This is a genomic window from Aulosira sp. FACHB-615 (assembly GCF_014698045.1).
GTDB lineage: Bacteria > Cyanobacteriota > Cyanobacteriia > Cyanobacteriales > Nostocaceae > Nostoc_B.
Window position 1 is genome coordinate 274,138 of the sequence record NZ_JACJSE010000006.1, and the last position, 17,136, is coordinate 291,273.

The 17,136-nt window shown below is 39.8% G+C and carries 13 protein-coding genes and 1 CRISPR repeat array; of the genes, 7 read left to right on the forward strand and 6 right to left on the reverse strand.

What is annotated here, in order from left to right:
* Nucleotides 1–11: 11 nt before the first annotated feature.
* A complete protein-coding gene (locus tag H6G77_RS12975) occupies nucleotides 12–875 on the reverse strand; it encodes a TetR/AcrR family transcriptional regulator (protein ID WP_190871765.1) in 864 nt (287 codons plus the stop codon).
* 123 nt (nucleotides 876–998) lie between these two features.
* Here H6G77_RS12975 and H6G77_RS12980 point away from each other — a divergent pair, with 123 nt between their 5' ends.
* The 5 genes from H6G77_RS12980 (at nucleotide 999) to H6G77_RS13000 (ending at nucleotide 4,950) form a co-directional block, all read left to right on the forward strand.
* Nucleotides 999–2,294 (forward strand): HlyD family efflux transporter periplasmic adaptor subunit, encoded by a 1,296-nt coding sequence (locus H6G77_RS12980; protein ID WP_190871766.1) that lies wholly within the window; start codon nucleotides 999–1,001, stop codon nucleotides 2,292–2,294.
* Nucleotides 2,291–3,469, forward strand: coding sequence for an ABC transporter permease DevC (devC, locus tag H6G77_RS12985; RefSeq protein WP_190871767.1), 1,179 nt, complete (start codon nucleotides 2,291–2,293; stop codon nucleotides 3,467–3,469). Before H6G77_RS12980 ends, devC begins: the two co-directional genes overlap by 4 nt.
* A 54-nt stretch (nucleotides 3,470–3,523) precedes the next feature.
* Nucleotides 3,524–4,246 carry a DevA family ABC transporter ATP-binding protein gene (locus tag H6G77_RS12990; protein ID WP_190670632.1) on the forward strand — a complete coding sequence of 241 codons (723 nt, stop codon included), beginning with the start codon at nucleotides 3,524–3,526 and terminating at the stop codon, nucleotides 4,244–4,246.
* A 243-nt stretch (nucleotides 4,247–4,489) separates the two neighbouring features.
* Nucleotides 4,490–4,678, forward strand: a complete 189-nt coding sequence (locus H6G77_RS12995; RefSeq protein WP_190670631.1) for a hypothetical protein — start codon at nucleotides 4,490–4,492, stop codon at nucleotides 4,676–4,678.
* Complete coding sequence (locus H6G77_RS13000) at nucleotides 4,675–4,950, forward strand: type II toxin-antitoxin system RelE/ParE family toxin (protein ID WP_190871768.1); 276 nt, start codon at nucleotides 4,675–4,677, stop codon at nucleotides 4,948–4,950. Before H6G77_RS12995 ends, H6G77_RS13000 begins: the two co-directional genes overlap by 4 nt.
* Before the next feature lie 238 nt (nucleotides 4,951–5,188).
* On the opposite strand, the gene H6G77_RS13005 is transcribed toward H6G77_RS13000, so the two are convergent.
* Both H6G77_RS13005 and H6G77_RS13010 read right to left on the reverse strand, forming a co-directional pair.
* Complete coding sequence (locus H6G77_RS13005) at nucleotides 5,189–8,164, reverse strand: tetratricopeptide repeat protein (RefSeq protein WP_190871769.1); 2,976 nt, start codon at nucleotides 8,162–8,164, stop codon at nucleotides 5,189–5,191.
* A 229-nt stretch (nucleotides 8,165–8,393) separates the two neighbouring features.
* Nucleotides 8,394–8,645, reverse strand: coding sequence for a hypothetical protein (locus H6G77_RS13010; RefSeq protein ID WP_190871770.1), 252 nt, complete (start codon nucleotides 8,643–8,645; stop codon nucleotides 8,394–8,396).
* Nucleotides 8,646–8,786: 141 nt separating this feature from the next.
* On the opposite strand from H6G77_RS13010, the gene H6G77_RS13015 reads away from it, so the two are divergent.
* A complete protein-coding gene (locus H6G77_RS13015; protein WP_190871771.1) occupies nucleotides 8,787–9,155 on the forward strand; it encodes a hypothetical protein in 369 nt (122 codons plus the stop codon).
* A gap of 108 nt (nucleotides 9,156–9,263) precedes the next feature.
* Here the strand turns inward: H6G77_RS13015 and H6G77_RS13020 are convergent, their stop codons facing one another.
* The gene (locus tag H6G77_RS13020) at nucleotides 9,264–9,695 is read right to left on the reverse strand and encodes a BrnA antitoxin family protein (RefSeq protein WP_242049204.1); all 432 of its coding nucleotides are present in this window, start codon (nucleotides 9,693–9,695) and stop codon (nucleotides 9,264–9,266) included.
* A gap of 170 nt (nucleotides 9,696–9,865) precedes the next feature.
* Entirely contained in the window at nucleotides 9,866–10,459 is a 594-nt protein-coding gene (locus tag H6G77_RS13025) for a hypothetical protein (RefSeq protein ID WP_190871772.1), read from the reverse strand.
* A 1,370-nt stretch (nucleotides 10,460–11,829) separates the two neighbouring features.
* Between H6G77_RS13025 and H6G77_RS13035 the strand changes: the two genes are divergently transcribed.
* Complete coding sequence (locus H6G77_RS13035) at nucleotides 11,830–13,815, forward strand: potassium channel protein (RefSeq protein WP_190871774.1); 1,986 nt, start codon at nucleotides 11,830–11,832, stop codon at nucleotides 13,813–13,815.
* Nucleotides 13,816–14,189: 374 nt separating this feature from the next.
* A CRISPR array of direct repeats spans nucleotides 14,190–14,371; the repeat unit is 26 nt; unit sequence CTTTACCGATTAACTCAAATCGGAAT.
* Nucleotides 14,372–15,083: 712 nt separating this feature from the next.
* On the opposite strand, the gene H6G77_RS13040 is transcribed toward H6G77_RS13035, so the two are convergent.
* Nucleotides 15,084–17,135 (reverse strand): LysR family transcriptional regulator, encoded by a 2,052-nt coding sequence (locus H6G77_RS13040; protein WP_190871775.1) that lies wholly within the window; start codon nucleotides 17,133–17,135, stop codon nucleotides 15,084–15,086.
* Between the last annotated feature and the right edge of the window lies 1 nt (nucleotide 17,136).

A 17,136-nucleotide genomic window follows, 5' to 3' on the forward strand; every position in this document is an offset into this window, starting at 1 on the left:
CAAAAAATAGATTAATCCTGTCTATTTACCTCTGGATTTTTACCCTCTTGCGCCCCGCCTTTCAAGTCTTCTTGACGGGCAAAGATTTCAATCATTTCACTACGGGTAAGGTTATTTTCCGCAGCTAATTCTGCGAGTTTTTCCCAGGCTGTATCTGTGAGTCGAATTGACCTTAACTGTTTAGTTTCTGATTTGTAATCTGTTTGAAATTTGCCGGAGGATGTACGTTTACGTCTTGGTGTTTTCTGTCTTGTACCAGTATATTTATCTGCGAGTTCAGTTTTAGGCGTTAGGTTAATGGTGATTAATTTAACTAAGTTATCAATTAGGCGATCGCGCTCCATTGGCACAATTTCTTGACCATGTAGCATATACTGAAGAATCATAAAATGTACTAATGCACCAATAAATATACGTGCAGCTACTAAAGGATCAGGTAATTGCAGTTCTGGATGGGCGGTAAAATATTCACTCAGCGAATCGAAACCGGGTTTTTCGATATGTTTGAGGAAAATTTGCGCTAAGGAAGGAAATCGCCCAGATTCTCCAATAATTAATCTCACGAAGTTTAGAGCTTCTTGTTCACTAGTCCCTTTATCTAAGACATTGATGGCTAAACGCCGCAACAAAATTTGTGGGTCGTCTTGGTAAAATTGCGGGTCTTGATAGTTAAATAGTGGCAGAATTTTTTTCCGTGCTAATTGCTCTACAAGGGCTGCAAATAAAGTTTCTTTATCTCGAAAGTAGCTGTAGATAGTTGTTTTTGATACTCCTGCTGCGGCTGCAACTTTATCCATTGTTGTCGCTGCATAGCCGTTTTTGAGAAACTCTTGCATTGCTCCAGCGAGAATAGCATCAATTTTTTCATTGCTCATTGGTCATTTCGCCTAAAAATTTTCGAGTGACTCTTGACATTACTGGAATGAACAGTTTAGTTTAGTAATATCAAAACTAAACATTCTAGTTTAGTAAGAATTTAAACCAAAAGGGAGCTTACGGTGAGTAATGCCGCAGCAAAAGATTCCGCATACTTTAAGCCTAACTCTCGCCAACTGATCATTTTGGCAGCTGCTTTAGGTATTGCGATCGCAGGTTATAAATTTTGGCAAGTGCAATCAACGCCCACTCAGAATACAGCCACAACTGAGGTGAGTTTACCGCAAATTAAGACGGTGACAGCGTTAGGGAGACTAGAACCCAAGGGAGAGATCATTAAACTTTCGGCTCCTGCGGCTAGTCAAACTAGTCGAGTTGAGAAACTGTTGGTAAAAGAAGGCGATACAGTCAAAGCTGGGCAATTAATTGCCATTTTAGATAACCGCGATCGCCTCCAGGCAGCTTGGCAAGAAGCTCAAGAAGCTGTAAAAGTAGCCAGGATAAATTTAGCGAAGGTGCAAGCGGGTGCGAAACAAGGCGAAATTACTGCCCAAACAGCCGAAGTTGCCCGTTTACAAGCCCAAAGTTTAGGTCAAGAAACAGAACAAAGGCAAACTATTGCGCGGTTAGAAGCACAATGGCAAGGTGACACGACTGCTCAACAGGCAACAATTAAAAGATTAGCAGCCGAATTAAAAAATGCTGAAGCCGAATTTGGTCGTTATCAGCAACTGTATTCCGAAGGTGCAATTTCCCTGTCTACCTTTGATAGTAAACGCTTGAGTGTAGATACCATCACCCAGCAGTTGAGCGAAGCCAAAGCCAATCTGAACCGCATAGATAGTACTGGTAGTAAACAAATTAGTGAAGCCAAGGCAGTTTTAGCTCGAATTACGGCAACAGGTAGCCAACAAGTCCAGTCAGCCGCAGGCAGCTTAAATAGTATTGCCGAAGTCCGCCCCGTGGATGTGCAAGCCGCGAAGGCAGAAATTGAGCGAGCAATTGCCGCCGCCAGCCAAGCCAAGGCAAACTTAGAGCAAGCTTATGTGCGATCGCCCCAAGATGGTGTAGTCTTCGATATTCATACACGTTCTGGTGAATTAGTATCTAGCGATGGCATCGTGGAAATTGGACAAACTAACCAGATGTATGCAGTCGTAGAAGTTTATCAAAGCGACGTTAGCAAAATTCGTCCACAACAAAAAGTGCAAATATCCAGCAACTCTCTCCCTGGCGAATTGTCTGGAACAGTAGATTGGATTGGCTGGAAAGTCCAACGCCAAAATGTCATCAACACAGATCCCAGCGAAAATATTGACTCTAGAGTCGTGGAAGTTCATGTGCAACTAGATGAAGCTTCCAGCAGCAAAGCCGCCAAATTTACCAATTTACAAGTCAAAGCGGTGATTGAACTATGACAGGAATGATCCAAGAACTGCAACGCCGCACACCTTTGGGATGGCTGCAACTCAGTCATCATAAAAGCCGCTTGTTAGTTGCTTTAGCTGGTATTGCCTTTGCTGATGTGCTGATTTTTATGCAGCTAGGTTTTCAGAATGCACTGTATGACAGCAACACCCGCCTGAATCGCGCCCTGGTTGCAGACATTATCTTGCTCAGTCCCCAAAGCCGGAATATGCAGAATTTAGCCACATTCTCTCGGCGGCGACTGTTGCAAGCCGCCGATGTACCAGGTGTGAAATCAGCTACAGCCATGTATATCGGTTTATTGACTTGGAAAAATCCCCAAACCCGCAGCAAAACTTCCATGCAAGCCATTGGCTTTAACCCGGAACAATCCGCCTTAAACATTCCCGGAGTTCAAAGCCAATTAGACAAAATTAAACTACCAGATACCTTCATTTTTGATCGCGCATCCAGAGGTGAATATCAAAAAGTTGTTCAGCAACTTGATGCAGGTAAAGTTGTAACCACAGAAGTAGATAAACACACGATTAATCTGAGTGGTGGATTTACATTAGGTGCATCATTTGGCGCTGATGGTACATTAGTTTCTAGTGATGAAAACTTTCTACGCTTATTTCCGAAACGACAAGTAGGCAGTATTAATCTCGGTTTAATTAATATTCAACCAGGTTATGATGCCCAACAAGTTGCAGCAGCATTAAAATCACATCTCGAAAGTCAAGATATCAAAGTATTAACCCGCGCAGAATACATCAAATTTGAAGAAGATTATTGGAAAACCGAAAGTCCCATTGGCTTTATCTTCAGTTTGGGTGTATCAATGGGTGTGATTGTGGGTGTGATTATTGTATATCAAGTCTTATCAACTGATGTGAATGCCCACATTAAAGAATATGCCACATTCAAAGCAATGGGCTATCGCAATTCCTACTTACTCGGAGTCATTTTTGAAGAAGCAATTATCTTAGCCGTCTTGGGGTTTATTCCTGGCTTCATCTTCCCATTAGGACTTTATCAATTAGCTGCCACGGCGACAAATCTACCCATATATATGACAGCAAGTCGGGCATTATTTGTGTTGATTTTAACAATAATGATGTGTAGTTTATCTGGAGCGATCGCCACTCGCAAACTCCAATCCGCCGACCCCGCCGATATGTTTTAAAAACTCATCACTCTCCGCGTCTCTGCGTCTCTGCGTGAGGTAAAAAAAATCGATATGGAAACTAATTACTCCTCTAAACCTGTTATATCCATCCAAAATCTTGACCATTACTTTGGTCAAGGGCAACTGCGAAAACAAGTATTATTTAATATTAACCTCACCATTAACGCTGGTGAAATTATCATTATGACTGGCCCTTCGGGTTCTGGTAAAACTACATTATTAACCTTAGTAGGTGGCTTGCGTTCTGCCCAATCTGGTAGTTTACAAGTATTAAATCGAGAACTTTGTCATGCTAGTAGTGAGGAATTAACCCAAGCTCGACGCAGTAATGGATATATTTTCCAAGCTCATAACTTGCACGGTAGTTTAACAGCAATTCAGAATGTGCGTATGGGTTTAGAAGTGCATCGTGGAATTGCACCCCAAGAAATGCTGACACGTTCCCAAGCAATGTTAGCCGCAGTTGGGTTAGAACATCGCCTAAATTACTATCCTGATAGCCTTTCTGGTGGACAAAAACAACGGGTAGCGATCGCTCGTGCCTTAGTAAATCAGCCTAAAATAGTCTTGGCAGATGAACCAACAGCCGCCCTTGATAAACAATCTGGGCGCGATGTTGTGGAATTAATGCAAAAACTTGCTAAAGAGCAAGGCTGTACAATTTTGCTAGTCACCCACGATAACCGTATTTTAGATATTGCTGACCGAATTATTTACATGGAAGATGGACATCTGGTGAGAGATGGGGTGAGTGCTGTAGCTGTTGAGAAGTAAGGGAATTGCATGAAAATAAAGTACCAGTAAACCGAGTTTCGACTCCGCTCAACTCTCGATCTTTGAGGGTTGAGCGAAGCGATGCACTGAGCTTGTCGAAGTGTCGAAACCCGGCTGGTTGGGACACTATTAACCCGCAGATCCCTAAGCTATTCTGCATTGAATGTATTCACATCTTGCACCAAGTGATGAGGGAATTGCGATCGCCTACAATATAAACATAAAGCGATTGTTTAAACATATATGGAAAAACTAAACATCAAAGAAGAAGCCAAAAAATTAATTGAGCAATTGCCAGATAATTGTACATGGGATGACCTAATGTATGAGATTTATGTCAGACAAGTAATTGAGGCTGGACTTGCTGACTCTCAGGCTGGTAGAGTAACTTCTGTACAAGCAGTTAGGGCAAAATTCGGACTACCAGAGTGAAAGTTTTTTGGACAGAAACAGCTATAGAAAACTTATCAGCTATCTACACTTACATTTCCCAAAACTCACCACAATATGCAGCAAGGATAGTAGACCGAATTACCAGACGTTCGGAACAAATTGCTAATTTTCCTTTATCTGGCAGAATTGTGCCAGAGTTTGAAACTGAGCAGATTCGTGAAGTCATTGAAGGTTCATATAGAATTATTTATTACATTAAGCCTGAACAAATAGAGGTTTTGGCTGTTATACATGGCTCGCAGCAATTCTAGTGTAAATTGGGTGGAGGAACGGAACCCAAAATTCTCAAGACTTTGTTGGGTTAAGCGATCGCTACACCTAACCTACAATTCTCTTAACTTTTTACTATTATAGCGGTTCTCGGTTGGATGAGGTACATTTCAACCCCACCCCCAACCCCTCCCCGCAAGCGGGGAGGGGAGCGTTTGCGTTAGCAAATGCGGGGTGGGGTTCCGACTGTATTACAAGCAAGTAAGAAACGCTATATATTTACCGTGCGTCGCCAATGATGACAAATGGCGACCAGTAATAGGGATGACGTTTAATTTGCTGCAATTTGGCTTTTTGTAATGCTTCGCCTTTAGTCATACCTTGCTGGAGATTTGCATAAAAATCAACCATGAGTTTTCGGGTTGCTTTATCGTCAACTGACCACAACCCCGCCATTACTGCTTTAGCACCTGCACGTTCAAATATATAAGCAACGCCAGAAATGCCTAAGCCTTTATCCTCAATTTTTTTGGCAGTTTGACAAGCACTCAGGGTTAGTAATTGTGTACCTTTTAAACCTAAAAATGCTGCATCAGCAATGTTATATTGAGTATCTGCAAACAGCAATGAATTATTTTTTAAATTTAATGTTGTACAGTCTGTATCTTGAAAGCAGCCGTGAGTTGCTAAATGGACAAAATTAAAGCGTAAGGCTTGACTTTTGAAATTTGCCAGGGTGGCTTTACTATGAAGATAAGCTTCACTTCCTGGTAATTTATTCGTGATTTCCTTAACTTCTGTTTCTGCACCTTGCAAATTTTGTGGATGATGAGGTACGGGATTACCAAAGGCTAGGACTTTTGGTGCTTGGTTTGTGGTTGCTTTTGGTGAACCTAAAGAGCTTGTGGAAATGCGAGTGAGATAATTGACGGGATATTTCTCGATTAAATATTGTTCAGTTTTAATATCGTAAAGGGTTTCAAAGGGGAGATAGCGGAGTTTACCTGTGGCAATGATGCTTAATTGCTTGGGTTGTAGTTTCTGGATTTCAGCTTCTACAGGTCGAATGAGAATATCATATAATTTAACGCTATTTTCTGCAAAGTCCGAATTCTTGTATTTTTCTAATTGCTCTAGATATTTGGTGAGCGTTTTATCAAATTCATCAGGTTTGATTGATGTTTTAATAACTTTTAACTTATTGTTAGTTAAAATAAATATTGCTAGAGAATTTGGGATATCTTTCACACCTGTTAGCAAGACGGGTTGAATTACTACCGTGTCGGCAGGGATGGATGATTTAAGCTTGTCAATATCTGCGGGTGCGGTTTCAAAGAGTTCAGCAGCTTCGGGGAATTTGCGAGATATTTCTGCGGCTTCTTGATTGACTTGTGTTTCTAATTGACGAAATTTTTGCGCTAACTCTTCAGAAAACTGTTTTTGCAGTTGTTGTCGTTGAAGTTCTAGTTGTTGATTTTTTTGATTCCATTTATCAATAGCTTTTTGTGCTTCGGGGTTAGCAACTTTGGCATTAATGAGACGATTATAGTCGGCTAAATCAGCAGTGCTATAAAGGTTAACCCATGTAAAAGCTTGATCATATTTCTTTTGCTCAATTAAGACATTGACTAAAGCTATTGCACTCCCATCATTTTGCTGTAAAAACTTTTGGCGATTTTCTTGCTGTAAATCACGACGTAATTTTAAGTTGATTTGCAGAGATTTTTCCAAATCAGTAATGGCTTCACTTGGTCGATTTGTGTTTTGAAATAATATACCTCTATTACTCAACGTAGAAGCTTCCTGAGAGCGATCGCCCACTGCACGTCTGAGGGGCAAAGATTGGTTGTAAAATGACAGTGCTTTGTTGAAAAAATCCAGTGCTTTCTGCTTTTCTCCCATATCATAGTAAACTCCACCAATGTTATTGAGAGTATTAGCTTCTCCAGCGCGATAACCTACTGCACGAAATAGGGGCAAAGCTTGATTATAAAATAACAGTGCTTTTTCCTTTTCTCCTAAAGCATTGTAGATTAAACCAATGTTATTAAGAGTAATGGCTTCTCCAGAGCGATCGCCCACGGCACGTCTGAGGGGCAGAGCTTGGTTAAAAAATGACAGTGCTTTCTCCTTTTCTTCTAAATCTGAGTAAACTAGACCAATATTATCAAGAGTTCTGGCTTCCCCAGAGCGATCGCCCACGGCACGTCTGAGGGGCAGAGATTGGTTGTAAAATAACAGGGCTTTTTGCTTTTGTCCTAGTGCGTCGTAGACTAAACCAATGTTATTGAGAATAACAGCTTCCTGAGAACGATCTTCCACTGCACGCGATAGTGGCAGAGCTTGGTTGTAAAATGACAGTGCTTTTTCCTTTTCTCCTAAATCTGAGTAGACTCCACCAATGTTATTGAGACTATTAGCTTCCCCAGCGCGATCGCCCACGGCGCGTCTGAGGGGCAGAGCTTGGTTGTAAAATGACAGTGCTTTTTCCTTTTCTCCTAAATCTGAGTAGACTCCACCAATGTTATTAAGAATAGTGGCTTCCCCAAAGCGATTGCCAACTACACGAATTAGTGGCAGAGCTTGGTTGTAAAATGACAGTGCTTTTTCCTTTTCTCCTAAATCTGAGTAGACTCCACCAATGCTATTGAGACTATTAGCTTCCCCAGCGCGATCGCCCACGGCACGTCTGAGGGGCAGAGCTTGGTTGTAAAATAACAATGCCTGCTGCTTTTCTCCTAAATCGTTGTAGACTAAACCAATGTTATTGAGAGTAGTAGCTTCACCTGAGTGATCGCCTACGGCACGATATAGGGGCAGAGCTTGGTTGTAAAATGACAATGCCTGCTGCTTTTCTCCTAAATCGTTGTAGACTAAACCAATGTTATTGAGAGTAGTAGCTTCACCTGAGCGATCGCCTACGGCACGATATAGGGGCAGAGCTTGGTTGTAAAATGACAATGCCTGCTGCTTTTCTCCTAATGCGGAGTAGCAAAAACCAAGCCCCAAAAGTGCAGTTGCTTCTAGTTTTTGGTCTTTAAGTTCTTGTGCCATAGTTAAAACTTGCTGCAATATAGGGATAGCTTGTTGATATTCTTCTTGTTGTGTTTTTTGTATAGCCTGTTCTAGTAGTTTTTCGGCTGTTTGTGCTTGGGGTATTTCCGTTTCTCCCCAACTGGGTTGAGCGATGAGTGTCACTGTTAAAGGTGTTAGGTAAACACACGCAGCTAATACACTAATAAAAATTTTCTGCATATTACAATTTGATTTGGTTTGGGAAAATTGAGAAGTTTAAAGGGTGTTTTTAAAGTTTGCTTGTTGGTGGTGGAAGATTTGAGATCCCCTCAACCCCCTTAAAAAGCTACGGTGTATATACAAGTTTTATAAAGTTGTTTAGTAGCGTTTTGATCCCCCCTAACCCCCCCTTTTTAAGGGGGGAATAAATTCAAAGTCCCCCTTTTTAAGGGGGATTTAGGGGGATCTTCTACAAATAATCAAGCGATTGCACTTTTGCAAACACTACATTTTTATATAGTAGGGCGATGGCTACGCCCGCCGCAGGCATCGCAAACTCAAATTTGATGCTATTTAAGGTAACTTCCGTTTTCTTGGAAGCAATTTCTGTTTTCCTGAAAGTAACTTTTGTTTTCTCGGAAGCAACTTCTGTTTTCTCTGAAGTAACTTTTGCTTTCGGGAAACTAACTTTTGTTTTCTTTGAAGTAACTTCTGCTTTCATAGTTCCGTGTTTTCCTCAGTCTGTAGTAGTTTCCGCTTTGACATTGGTTATTTAACAAAAATCAACAATTTTACGTATGGCAACTTTTTATACAATTGTTCACTATAGAGTAATGGTAAACTCAAAAAATGAGTATTAATTATGGCAAGAAAAAAGCGCAGTTCACGTATTCTCGAAAAAGCCGAAATGCGTCTAGCAAGTATTAAATCCATCAGTCCAACTCTGGATGTAGGGGAAGGATTAACGGTCACAGATTATACTGAAAAAATAGAAAAGATGCGACAATTACTGGAAGTGTATAATACTACTCTTTCTAGTATTGATGTTTTATTAACCCAGATTGTAGAAAATGAGGAACATTTAGCAGATTATTCAGAAAATATTCTGCGTGGAATTGCTTATAAATTTGGCAATAATAGTCATGAGTATCAAATGGCTGGAGGAACTCGAAAAAGCGATCGCAAGCGTGCAATGCGTCAAGGTATGGCTTTAAGTACTACCTCAAACTAAAACCAGAAAAATGTAGGTTGGGTGAAGCGCAACCCAACAAAAATCTCGGAAACTCAAGACAAATATTGGTGTTGGGTTTCCTTCCGTCAAAACAATCAAGCGATCGCATTAATAATTAGTTTGAGAGCGAATTTCTTGTAAAATATCTGAAATTTCTGCTTCTGATTGAATATGTTGTGCTAAGACTTGAGCAGTCACCTCTAACACTCGGTGAGAAAATAATTTAGCTATATCTTGGCGTAAACCTTGCCCAATATAAAATTTAAGTAATGCCTCACAAGACATATCTTGACTGTCGGCTATTTTTTTAAGAGATTCTAAAGTATCCTTGGGGATTTCTAGAGATACTGTTTCATGTGAGCGTGGGCGCAGTTGTAATGTATATAGCGGTTCTCGGTTGGATGAGGTACATTTCAACCCCACCCCCAACCCCTCCCCGCTTGCGGGGAGGGGAGCGTTTGCGTCAGCAAATGCGGGGTGGGGTTCCGAGTGTATTACAAGCAAGTAAGAACCGCTATGTTCTTCTTCAGGGTTATTCATAAAGCTTCCTCTCTGTACGAGTTGCTAGACGAGCAGAAATGATTTAGTCAAGACGTAGGATGTGTTAAAGGAGAGTAAAGTATTTACCACAAAGCTTGCGGTGCGTTACGGCTGTCACCTAACACACCCTACATATACTGATAACTGTTTACTGATAACTGTTCACTGATTTAATAAGGTGTTGCTTGAATAGTCATGGTTCTTTTTTGCGGATTAAACTGCATTTGATCCACCACATATTGTCTATCTTCAGCCACTGATTGAATACCTAACAACTCCCCACGAGAAACTACAGGGGGAGCCAGCTTAACTTTTGCTGTACCTGTAGCTGAATTTTGAATTGTAAAAGTATTTAGTGGCAACCCATTCAAAGTTACTTGTTTAGCTGTGTGGTGTTTTTGTTCACCCCGGATAATTCTACGGCCATCACTTCTGTAAACTAAAGCTTTATTGTCGAATTGTACTTTGTCAATTTTACTTAGAGAAATAGAAAGGGTGTCACTACTACGCTGAATTTTTAATGTTTGTTTTTGAGCATCTACTTGGATTATCTTACCACTTTGCGATTCTCCTCCCTTTAAAGAAATTTTTGCCAAATTTGGTAAGGCTATGGGCAATTCTACGAACTTTGATTTTGCTGGTGTTTGTGCTAGTAACAGATTTCCCGTCTTGACTTCCTTGGCGATCGCAGATATGGTGTATCCTGCCAGCAATGTTCCTGCTGCCAAGACTCCCGCAAACATTACCTTAAGAGAAGCTGTCATAGTCTTAACACGGTTACTTATGTATTAATGCTTTATTTAACTTCCCTACTGATTATCAAGTTTCCGTAAAATAACGGAAAATCATTGGATTTTTTTAAGAAAATGTTGTAGATGGCGTTAATCTATATTTTGGGTAATTCTTTGGAATACTTCTGTGACTTCAAATCCCAACCCAACCCCAGAACCGAATATTTTAGGTAAGTTTACTAGTGTAGTTGGTTTACTTGGTGCGGCGCTTTTCTTTGCAGGCTGGATTTACCGTTGGGCATACTTTAACTTTTTTCAACTAGAAATTTCTAACCTAGATTTACCTGCACAGTCCTTTCTCATTGTTCCCATACAAATATTTTTTGGGGATGGTTGGGCAATAGGCAAAACAGCGATCGCTTTTTTGTTGGCAGCGATCGCTATTAATATGACGCTATGGTTAATTAGAGTTATCAGCGAGTTTGTTGTTAACCGCTTCCATGATTTATCAAATCGCATCATCAGTGTTACTCAAAATAAGCGGTCAGTAACAGCGAAATTTCTTTATTCTTTAGCTAACTATAGTTCTCAACAATTGCGGTTAGTAGATTTTTTGCGATCGCTAGTTAATGAAATTGTCATTGTCGCTTGGGTTTTAATTGTGATATTTTGGTTAGCCCAATGGCAAGGTGTAACTGATGCACGGCGAGATGCTGGTCAAAATTCTACCTTACCTGTAATTGCCTTAATTACCCCAGAGGAAAAGTTTGTTGCCGGACGTAAACTTGATGATGCTTTTGCTGATCCCTCACTCAAAGGCTATAGAATAATTGGAGATAGAGGTTTATTTGAAGACTTACGCGGTAAAGAAGATACTGATATCAGTAATCCTCAACAGCCGAGAATTTGGCGCATACTTCTACAACGTGGCGGTTGGATTTATTTGTTCCCCACTTTACCGCCAAATGCAACACCTGATCAGCGTCCAGCCGTAATTGCGATTCAAGAAAATGACAAAGGACATTTGCTAATTCTCTCGCCAGAAGTTTCTAAAACCAATACTCCTTGAAAAGTTGAATGTTAATCATGCTTTGCTTAAGGTAAAGAAGGGTGATAAGCTAAACCACATCTAGTTTACATAACGGAAATGCCAATAACTCTTGTGGGGTGGGCATCTTGCCCGCCCTAATTATGCAGTTTAAATGTGTAACAGCTTACCAATTCGCAATTAAAAAACTTAGATGCAGCAAAGCTTTTAGGGTTTACGTCTATATCTAGTAGGACTTACGCAAGAACCCTCTCAAATCCTCTTAACTTCGTGACCTTTGCGCTCTTTGCGGTTCGTTTTTTCATGATTTTGCGTAAGTCCTGTCTAGGTTTTCGTGAATGACTAACATCAAAATATGGAACACAATACAACAACAAATCCGAACTTTTTCTTGGTGTGTGGACTGGGAAATTTAGGACAATATTGTGTATCTGTACTGAAGGAGTTTGGTGTTAAGGTCAATGCCATTGAACAGGTAAATACTCACACTTGGGAAATTGCAGAATTACCAGAGTTAATCGATAAGTTGGTGATTGGTGATTGTCGGCAACCGAAAATATTAGAACAAGCAGGGATAAAACATTGTCGGGCAATTTTGATTGTAACAAGTGATGAGCGAGTGAATATAGCGACGGCATTTGCGGCGCGATCGCTTAATCCTCATGTACGTTTAGTTATCCGTTCCGCCCAAAATAATCTCAACGATTTACTCCAAGACAGTTTGGGTAACTTTATCGCCTTTGAAGCCACCCAATTACCAGCCCACAGTTTAGCCTTAGCCGCATTAGGCTGTGAAACCAGAGGATTTTTTAATTTAGAAAACCATTTACTCCAAGTTTTTGCAGTCTCTATCCATGCTTCCCATCGCTGGAGTCATTGTTGTCTTTCGCAAATTAACACTAGCCATCGCCGCGTACTTATCCACATCACAGCCGGTCAACCAGTCCCCAAAGGTTTCTATCAATGGAAACCAGATGCAAAAGTTCTCCCTGGAGACTCTATCTTTTACATTGAAGTCAGCGAAAATCTCAAGACTTCCCCAAAACAAATGAACAGCTTTGGGCAATTTTGGCATGAAATGGTGACAGAAATATCATGGCAAAATCTCCGCCACAAATTAACGCAGTTTTGGGAAGACAGTAGTCAAACCCGCCGCGTCGCTTTAGTTGGGGCATTATTGTTAGTGAGTTTATTCTTGTTAGGAACACTGCTTTTCAAAGCACAGTATCCTGACCTTTCTTGGCAAGATGCGCTAAATGTAGCTTTGGTATTGAGTCTCGGCGGTTACGGTGATGTGTTTGGGGGACAACAAAAAATATCTTTTCCCCTGACATGGTGGCTGCATCTATTTAGTATTACCACGAGTGTCACTAGTACACTGTTTGTTGGTATTCTCTATGCCTTAATGACGGAACGTGTCTTATCTGCAAGATTTCAGTTTTCTAAACGTCGTCCCCGCATCCCCAAAGCTGACCATGTAGTATTAGTGGGGATGGGGAGAGTTGGTCGGAGTGTCGCCCAGTTGTTGCAAGAACTCAAACAACCCTTGGTAGGCGTAAATACCAAAGACCTGGAATCAGGAATGTTACCCCAAATGCCTTTAGTTGTGGGACATCTCAACCATGTTTTAACAAAAGTCAATCTTTCAACAGCAAAAAGTGTTGTGGTTGTCACCGATGATGAAGTGACAAATTTGGAAATTGCGTTAAAAGCACGCACTGTCAACCCAAAAGCTAACTTAGTTATTCGTACCTTTGACCCTTGTTTTAGCGAAAATATCGGACTGCTGCTACCTCACGCCAGAATTATGGGAGTTTACGCCTTAGCCGCCGAAGCATTTGCGGGTGCAGCATTTGGGGAAAATATTTTAAATTTATTTCGTTTGCATAACCAAACAATATTAGTTACCGAATATCAAATTGAAGCTGATGACACCCTCAATGGCAAATTAATCGGTGATATCGCCTATGGTTATCGAGTAGTACCAATTTTTCATCTGAGAGCTAAACAGCATACACCCAAGTTTATGCCTGCTGATGATATCAAATTAATTGTAGGCGATCGCTTGGTCGTCTTAGCCACCATCGAAGGACTGCAAGCCGTCGAACGCGGAACCATCAAACCCGGACACTGCTTAGTGCGAGTCGAAAAAACAATTTCCGCAGAAGCCACATTTGAAGGCGCAGCCATAATTTCACGAGTTACTGGTTGTGATATGCACTTAGCCAGAACTTTAATGAATCAATTACCAGCCACTCTCCAACATCCCCTATACTTGCACCAAGCACATCGTTTAGTGCAGGAGTTGAGTAAATCCCAGGTTTCGGCTCATCTTGAATAGAAATCCCGACGAATGGAATGAGACGTACTTAAATTTTAATTGCATACATATTTAATAGTGGTGAAAAATCTGTGTCAGGATGATAGCGATCGCTATTTTTATCTGGGCGTTGCTGAATCGAGGTATGAATTTAAATGTAGAGACGTTTCATGAAACGTCTCTACAAGGGTTTTATCAGAAAACAAAATGATTTTCGACACCACTCACCAAATCGCCAAAACCCTATATTTTGCGTTGAGTGGTGTCGATTGCTTACTGGGCAAGGATTTGAGCTATGTACTTGGTTAAATTTCGCCCAACATTTATAATGTTATTCAGAGTGGTGTCGATTTGGCGGCTGAAACCCTTACAGGGCAAAGGCTCCTAGACGAACTCTTTACCGATTAACTCAAATCGGAATTATTGGAAACCCGAAGATATCGGCGGCTTCGTCGCAGTAACTGTCGACTTTACCGATTAACTCAAATCGGAATTATTGGAAACGCGCCGTGTCCTGAGACATATTTAATTTTTCCGTCCTTTACCGATTAACTCAAATCGGAATAATTGAAAACACATCTACTGGCTGTTGTAGCCATATATCTCGCCGAAAGTTGTTGGATTCTTAAAATCAGAATTTGAGCGGTTCTCAGTTGGATGAAGTACATTTCAACCCCACCCCCAACCCCTCCCCGCGTGCGGGGAGGGGAGCGTTTGCGTTAGCAAATGCGGGGTGGGGTTCCGACTGTATTACAAGCAAGTAATACTATTTTGGATTTTAGATTTTAGATTTTGGATTGGGAAATTGCTTATACCAATTCACGAAATTACTGATACAAATCACTTCCTCTGCAACTCGGATTCCGGTCGCCGAGCGAAGTCGAGGCGCTGCTTTCATGTCTGTATTATTTTTAAAGTGAAATGGTATTACTGGTGAGCTTTTCAGTAACCCATTTGTCGCAATCATTTTTCAAATTGGTATAAGAACCGCTATCACCAAAACATCAAAAAGAAACCCGACTTTAAATAAAGTCGGGTTTTTAATAGTAGAAATAACTTATCGCATCAAAATCATGCGGATTAAAATACTCTAGGACTTACGCATTGACAGACAAACCAAAATAACAGGTAGGGTTTTTAAGGTTTATAGCTAGATTTTTCAATGATATTTTAGCGATCGCACCTAATCTAGAGTGATTGATCAAAGGCTGAAACAACGTATTTCCGTTGATACACAAGATAGTTATTTTGTACAGTGCGTAAGTCAGAGTAAACTTTTTTATCAGCTTTCAATATTTCTGTGGTAAATCATAATTCTCATAGAGAACTTTCATGTGTCGGCTAAACTGTTCTTCTAAAAAATAGCTACTAGAAAATTCACTTGCAAAAGAAACCTGATGAAAATGATAATCTAAATTTAGCAGGTTGTAGACAAGCCTCAAAAAATAATCATCTATCCAGAAATCTACATCAAACAATGAAATGCCATATTTTCCTTCCAACCTGCGATTTAAAGTTTTTAGTAACCAAGACCATTGAGGTTTGAGTGTCGGATCAATACGATTACCAAATACAGGATTAAAAAACTGATTTATTTGGTTTTTTCTCACATCAATCACTTTAGTTAATAAATCTGTTGCCTGAATTGGGGATGAATTAAACCAATAGTTAGCAACTAGTAAATCATGTAAATAAGCTACAACAATTTTCGGGTTTTCTTTAATAAATTGCGAACGACAAACAATTCCTCTAATTGATGGAATTCTTAAACTATCTGTTTGAGATAGAGGTAGCTTTCTGACAAAAGCATATCCTTCTAAAATTGACGCAAAAGTGTGACAACAGACATAGGCATCTATAGTTTTGTTAGCGAGACTCCTACTAGCCCTTTGTGGATCTTCATTTACTAATTTACAATCTTTACTCACATCCATATTATAGAGGTCAAACAGAGTAATGATGAATCGATGAGCATTGGAACCAAATAACGTAGAAATCCGCTTGCCTTTAAGTTCCTGGACAGTATTTATGGCAGAATCTTTATGGAGAACAATGTTCACATCCTGACCCAAAAGATTATACGAAGCAATCCCAATTAATTTAGAACCAAAACTTAAATCATCAAAGAATTGACTCCCATTATTCAAGAGAGAAATATCATCTAAAATACAAATATCTAGTTCTCCCCTTTTCATTTGATGGTTCATTTCTTCTCCAGAAGAACAGGGCAGAATTTGTAGCTCGAAATCTCGATTAATTTCAATATTTTTAAAAATAGGCTGTTCAATTAATGAGGATGATCTCTGTAAATCAGAAATATACTTAGTTCCATATCCTGCAATAAATTGTCCTATGGAATCACGCTGAATACCTATTTTGAGAACATTTTCCTCTTTAGCAGAAGAGCTACCTAAAATTAAATTTACATTAGGCACACTTTCCAAGTTATTTTGTTCGAGTCTAAAACTTCTGACTAAACCCTCTGCGGAGATTAATAATTCACTAAAGCGGGGAACATGAATATAAATTCCATATTCATTAACATCTTGTATAGTCAGGGTTAAAACTTGATATTGAGATATGATATCAGCTTCACAAAAGTCAGGTAAAATAGTTGATTTTTGATTTTCTGAAGCATATTTGAGGACATCTTGATAACTTGATAGTATATTGACTCCACTTAATTGATGCAACAAAATTCCATTTTTAGATAGTTCTCGATGAACTTCATCTAAAAGTACAACTTCAGTCCAATCAATCTCATTTATTTTAATCAAGCGATACTCATTGAAATATTTATTTTCCCCAAAAGAGAACAACACCATTTTATGAGTTGTTAATCTAGTACAGTGGTGTTCTTCTTTATAGCCAGAGCAACTGTTGAGCAGTAAATCTATATCTAAGAGTTGAGAATGTGAGAAAAAACTACTATTTTGAGTATGAATTTCTTTGATATTTCTACCGGGAAAACAAAGCTGAAATCGCTGCAAATATTGTTTTAACCAGACTTCTAAAATTAAACTAGTCGCCCCCAATATCAAATCTTCACCCTCGGCGCTAAATGTTGCGTGAAATTCTTCTCGTAGATTTTCTACAGTTTCAACGACATTAAGTGTTTGAGAAATCAATTTTTTGCCTTTATTAGTTAAGCAGATAGAGCCAGGAGAGCGATTTAACAGAACTACTCCGAAAAAATCCTCTGCTTGCTTTACTTTTTTACTAATTAGTGCTTGACTATATCCTAGTTTTTGGGCTGCTTTCGAGAAGCTACCACAGTCATCTACCGCTTTTAAAATTTTGAGGTGATTGAGGGTAATATCTTCGAGTTTAATCTTATTCATG

Coding starts and splice junctions, on each gene's coding strand:
- H6G77_RS13015 (WP_190871771.1), top strand. CDS start 8,787: ATGGCAAGAAAAAAGCGCAGTTCACGTATTCTCGAAAAAGCCGAAATG.
- H6G77_RS13025 (WP_190871772.1), bottom strand. CDS start 10,459: ATGACAGCTTCTCTTAAGGTAATGTTTGCGGGAGTCTTGGCAGCAGGA.
- H6G77_RS13020 (WP_242049204.1), bottom strand. CDS start 9,695: ATGAATAACCCTGAAGAAGAACATAGCGGTTCTTACTTGCTTGTAATA.
- H6G77_RS13035 (WP_190871774.1), top strand. CDS start 11,830: ATGGAACACAATACAACAACAAATCCGAACTTTTTCTTGGTGTGTGGA.
- devC (WP_190871767.1), top strand. CDS start 2,291: ATGACAGGAATGATCCAAGAACTGCAACGCCGCACACCTTTGGGATGG.
- H6G77_RS13005 (WP_190871769.1), bottom strand. CDS start 8,164: ATGCAGAAAATTTTTATTAGTGTATTAGCTGCGTGTGTTTACCTAACA.
- H6G77_RS12975 (WP_190871765.1), bottom strand. CDS start 875: ATGAGCAATGAAAAAATTGATGCTATTCTCGCTGGAGCAATGCAAGAG.
- H6G77_RS12995 (WP_190670631.1), top strand. CDS start 4,490: ATGGAAAAACTAAACATCAAAGAAGAAGCCAAAAAATTAATTGAGCAA.
- H6G77_RS13040 (WP_190871775.1), bottom strand. CDS start 17,135: ATGAATAAGATTAAACTCGAAGATATTACCCTCAATCACCTCAAAATT.
- H6G77_RS13010 (WP_190871770.1), bottom strand. CDS start 8,645: ATGAAAGCAGAAGTTACTTCAAAGAAAACAAAAGTTAGTTTCCCGAAA.
- H6G77_RS12990 (WP_190670632.1), top strand. CDS start 3,524: ATGGAAACTAATTACTCCTCTAAACCTGTTATATCCATCCAAAATCTT.